The organism is Streptomyces coryli (assembly GCF_011044975.1).
GTDB lineage: Bacteria > Actinomycetota > Actinomycetes > Streptomycetales > Streptomycetaceae > Streptomyces > Streptomyces coryli.
This window is the reverse complement of the sequence record NZ_JAAKZV010000411.1, coordinates 1-4,221: the sequence shown is the minus strand read 5'-3', so window position 1 is coordinate 4,221 and position 4,221 is coordinate 1. Positions and strand designations below refer to the sequence as shown.

Below are 4,221 nucleotides of genomic sequence, written 5' to 3'. Positions count from 1 at the left end.
GGAAAGTGACGCCGGGGGCGCGGCGGGGGCCGGAGGCGCGGGTGCCGGAGGCGCAGCCGCCGACGGCGTGGCGGTGGTCGCCGAGCGCGTAGCTTCCGCGCTGGGGCTGCGGGAGGAGACGGCCGTGCCCGGGCTGCGGGCCGGGCCCGCGGCGGCGGTGGACCGGCTGGCGGAGTCGTTGCGGTCGCAGCGGATGCTGCTCGTGCTGGACAACTGCGAGCATGTCGTGGATGCCGCAGCTGAGTTGGTCTCGCGCCTGCTCGCCGCCGCGCCCGGCCTGCACGTCCTCGCCACCGGCCAGGAACCCCTCGGCGTACGGGACGAACGGCTCTGGACCGTCTCCCCGCTGCCCGAGGAGGCAGCCGTGCGGCTCTTCACCGAGCGGGCAGCGGCCTCCGCCCCCGGCTTCACTCTGGATCAGGACAGCGCGGACGCCGTGGCGGCGATCTGCCGCCGCCTCGACGGCATCCCGCTCGCACTGGAGCTGGCGGCGACGCGGGTGCGGGCGCTGGGCGTACGGGAATTGGCGGCCCGGCTCGACGACCGCTTCCGGCTGCTGTCGGCGGGCCCGCGCGACGCCCCGGCGCGGCAGCGGACGCTGCGCGCGATGATCGACTGGAGCTGGGAGCTGCTGGACGAGCGGGAGCGGGCGGTGCTGCGGCGGCTGTCCGTGTTCGCCGACGGCTGCACGCTGGCGGCGGCGGAGGCGGTGTGCGCGGACGGCGAGGTGGCGGCCGAGGAGGTCCTGGACCCGCTCGCCCGCCTCGTCGACCGCTCGCTGGTGACGCTGGCGGCGCCGTCCACCGCGGCCATGGAACCCCCGCGCTACCGCCTCCTGGAATCCGTCGCCGCGTACGGCCGCGAACGGCTGCGCGAGGCGGGCGAGTACGAAGCCACGGCGGCCCGCCACTACCGCTGCTACCGCGAGCTTGCCGCCACCGCCGAGCCGTTCCTCCGCGGCCCCGAACAGCGCACCTGGCTGCGCGCCATGGACGCGGAAGCGGACAACTTCCGCGCCGCACTGGACGCCGCGGTGCACGCGGCCGACGCGACCGCCGCCCTCGGCCTGGCGGTGGACCTGGCCTGGTACTGGTGCCTCCGCGGCCGCCTCCGTGAGGCCCGCCGCTTCGCGACGGCGGCGCTCGCGGTGGCGCCGGCGGCCGCGGACGACCCGGCGACCGTGGCCGCCCTGTCCCGTACCGCATCGACCTGGCACGCGTCCCTCAGCTACCGCCTGGGCGAAGTCCCGGACCGGACCCCGGACGACGAGTCCCCCGCCCCCACCCGCGACCTGACCCTCCTCACCGCTCAGGCCCGCGCCGACTGGCACCTGGGCTACGCCCGCCTGGGCATCGCCGGCTCCCCGGGCGGTACGGATCAACTGGCCGCCGCGGAGCAGACCTTCAGCACCACGGGCGACACCTGGGGCATGGCGGCGGTCGCCGGCACCCTGGCCCAGCAGGCGCTGCTGCGCGGCGACCTCGCCGCCCTCGCGTCCCAGGCCACCCGCAGCACGACCCTCTTCACGGAACTGGGCGACGGCTGGGGCCAGCTCCAGGCCACCATCCCGCTGGGCGCGCACGCCGAGATCACCGGCGACTATCCCCACGCCACCCGCCTCCACCTCGAAGGCCTGCGGCTGGCAGAGGAGTTGGGCGTCCGTACCGAAGCCGCCGACAAGCTCTCCGCCCTGGGCCGCATCGCCCTCCTGGAGGGCGACCACACCCGCGCCGACGACCTGCACACGCGCGCGGCGAAGACGGCGGCGGAACAGGGCTACAAGGTGGGCGAGGAGTTCGCCGAGATCGGCCTGGCCCTGAGCGCCCGCCGCCAGGGCCATCTGGACAAGGCCGAGGCCCTGCTCCGCAAATGGCTCCCCTGGGACCGCGAGATCGACTCCCCCGTGGGCACCGCCCTGATCCTGGCGGAACTGGGCTTCGTGGCGGAGCTGCGCGGCGACGCCGAGGCCGCCCGCGCCCACCACGCGGAAGGCCTCACCCTGGCCCGTAGCACGGCCGACCCCCGCGCCATGGCCCTGGCCCTGGAGGGCCTGGCCGGCGCGGCCGCCCTGGCCGCCCCGGAAAACCACCCCCGCGCCGCCGAACTCCTGGGCCGCGCCACGGCCCTCCGCGCCGGCGCCGGCGCCCCGCTCCCCCCGGGCGAACGCGGCGACACGGACCGCATCACCGACCGCCTCCGCGCGGCTCTCGGCGACGCGTCCCTGACGGCGGCCCTGGAGCGCGGGGCGACCATGCCGCTCGAATCGGAGCCGACGGCATAGCGGCGTAGCGGCCTAGCGCAGGCCCGGCTCAGCCGCGGCCGCGCAGGAAGCGGTCCCGGCCCTCCGCCAGGTCCACCACCGGATCCGGATAGCCGAGCGACGCCGCCAGGCCGCCCGGCTCGTGCACCACACCCGCCGGCAGCGTGGTCAGCTCCGGGACCCAGCGACGGACATAACTCCCGTCCGGATCATGGCGCTTGGCCTGCAGCCGGGGGTTGAGCACGCGGTTCGGGCGGGTGTCCGTGCCGGTGCCGGCGGTCCACTGCCAGTTGAGCTGGTTGGCGGCGATGTCGCCGTCCGTGAGGAGGGAGAGGAAGTGGGCGGCGCCGGTGCGCCAGTCCACGTACAGCGTCTTGGTGAGGAAGCTCGCCGTGAGGAGGCGGGCGCGGCCGGGGAGCCGGCCGTCGTGGGCGAGCTGGCGCATGGCCGCGTCGATCACCGGGTAGCCGGTGCGGCCCTGGCGCCAGGCCTCGGCGTCGCGGTCGGCGGCGGGGCCGGTGCGCCAACGGTCCCGCCGCGGGCGGTAGTCGGCGGTCGCCGCGTCGGGGCGGGCAGCCAGCACCTGGTGATGGAAATCGCGCCAGCACAGCTGCCGTACGAAAGCCTCCGCGCCCGCCCCGCCCGCTTTACGGGCCCTGGCCACCGTCTCCACCGGGGACAGCGTGCCGAAGTGCAGATGCGGCGAGAGCCCCGAGGTGGCGGCGTCGTCCAGCCGGTCCGCGGTCGCGGCGTAGTCCGCGAGGCCGTTGCGCAGCCAGGCCGTGAGCAGGCGGCGGCCCTCGGGCTCGCCGCCGCGTGCCGCCCCCGGCGAGACGCCGGCGACGGCGCGCCGCTCCGGCAGCGGCAGCGAGCCGGGCCCCGGCGGGACCGGGATCCGGCGCGGGGCCGGGAGGCAGTCGCGCAGCCGCTCGGCCGCCCAGCGGCGGTGGTACGGGGTGAAGACGGCGTAGTGGTCGGCCCGCGCGCTCCCCGCCGGCACGACGGCGCCGGGCGGGAGCGCGGTCTGCACGGCGTCATGGACGTACAGACGAACCCGCAGGTCCGCCAGCGCCCGCCGCAGCCGCGCCTCGCGCCGCTGCGCGTAACCGCTACTGCCCGCGGATACATGGACCTCGGCCGCCCCGGTCTGGACGACCGTCCGGCACACCTCCTCGACGACGTCACCCGCCCGCAGCACGAGCCGCCCGCCGCGATCCCGCAGCCCGGCGTCCAGCGCCGTAAGGCAGTCGGCGAGAAAGGCCATGCGATTGGGCGCGTCGAAGCCGGCCTTGCGCACGCCGTCGTCGAGGACGAAGAGCGGCACCACCTCGTCGGCGGCACGCAACGCGGCGCGCAGCGGCGGGTGGTCGTGCACGCGCAGGTCGGCGGTGAAGAGAACGACGGCGGTGGCGGTCAACTGGGCGTGCTCCAGGGAGATACGAGGGGGTGCGCACCCCCGCGGACCGGTCGCCACCGTCGACAGCCGTGGGGGATACAGTTGCCCAGCCGGCCGGCCCGCGGGATGTACAGGCCCACGCGGACCGCGAGTTACGGCCCGGCGAGCTCGCCGGTTCGCGCCCTCGGGGGGCGAGCGGCGGAACCGTGCCCGACCAGCCTTGACCCACTCGGGCAAAGCGGCAAGCCGCGTCGTTTGTGCGTCGTATCCTCGCCGCATGACGGAACCCCGGCCCACGGCCGCTGACGACCCCGCCCCCGGCTCCGTCTCCACCGGCGAGGTGGCGCGCCGCCTCGGGGTGGCGCCCACGACGCTCCGCTCCTGGGAGCAGCGCTACGGGATCGGCCCGGCGGACCGGGCCGCGGGCCGGCACCGACGCTGGTCGGAGCCGGACATCGCGCTGGTACGGCGGATGTGCGCGCTGACGGCGGACGGGGTGCCGCCGGCCGAGGCGGCCCGGATGGCCCTCGGCGAACGGGGACATCCGGCCCCCGCCCCTACACCC

General features: G+C 76.7%; 3 protein-coding genes. 2 read left to right on the top strand and 1 reads right to left on the bottom strand.

Going from position 1 to position 4,221, the window contains the following annotated elements:
* Window positions 1-2,281 (top strand): ATP-binding protein (locus tag G5C51_RS40315; protein WP_420824912.1); only part of this gene is annotated, 2,281 nt, incomplete at its 5' end.
* 28 nt (window positions 2,282-2,309) lie between these two features.
* Here the strand turns inward: G5C51_RS40315 and G5C51_RS40310 are convergent.
* Window positions 2,310-3,677: a cryptochrome/photolyase family protein gene (locus G5C51_RS40310; protein ID WP_240930262.1), complete on the bottom strand. Its 1,368-nt coding sequence runs from the start codon at window positions 3,675-3,677 to the stop codon at window positions 2,310-2,312.
* A 256-nt stretch (window positions 3,678-3,933) separates the two neighbouring features.
* Between G5C51_RS40310 and G5C51_RS40305 the strand changes: the two genes are divergently transcribed.
* The coding region (locus G5C51_RS40305; protein ID WP_165245647.1) for a MerR family transcriptional regulator at window positions 3,934-4,221 on the top strand (288 nt) is incomplete at its 3' end.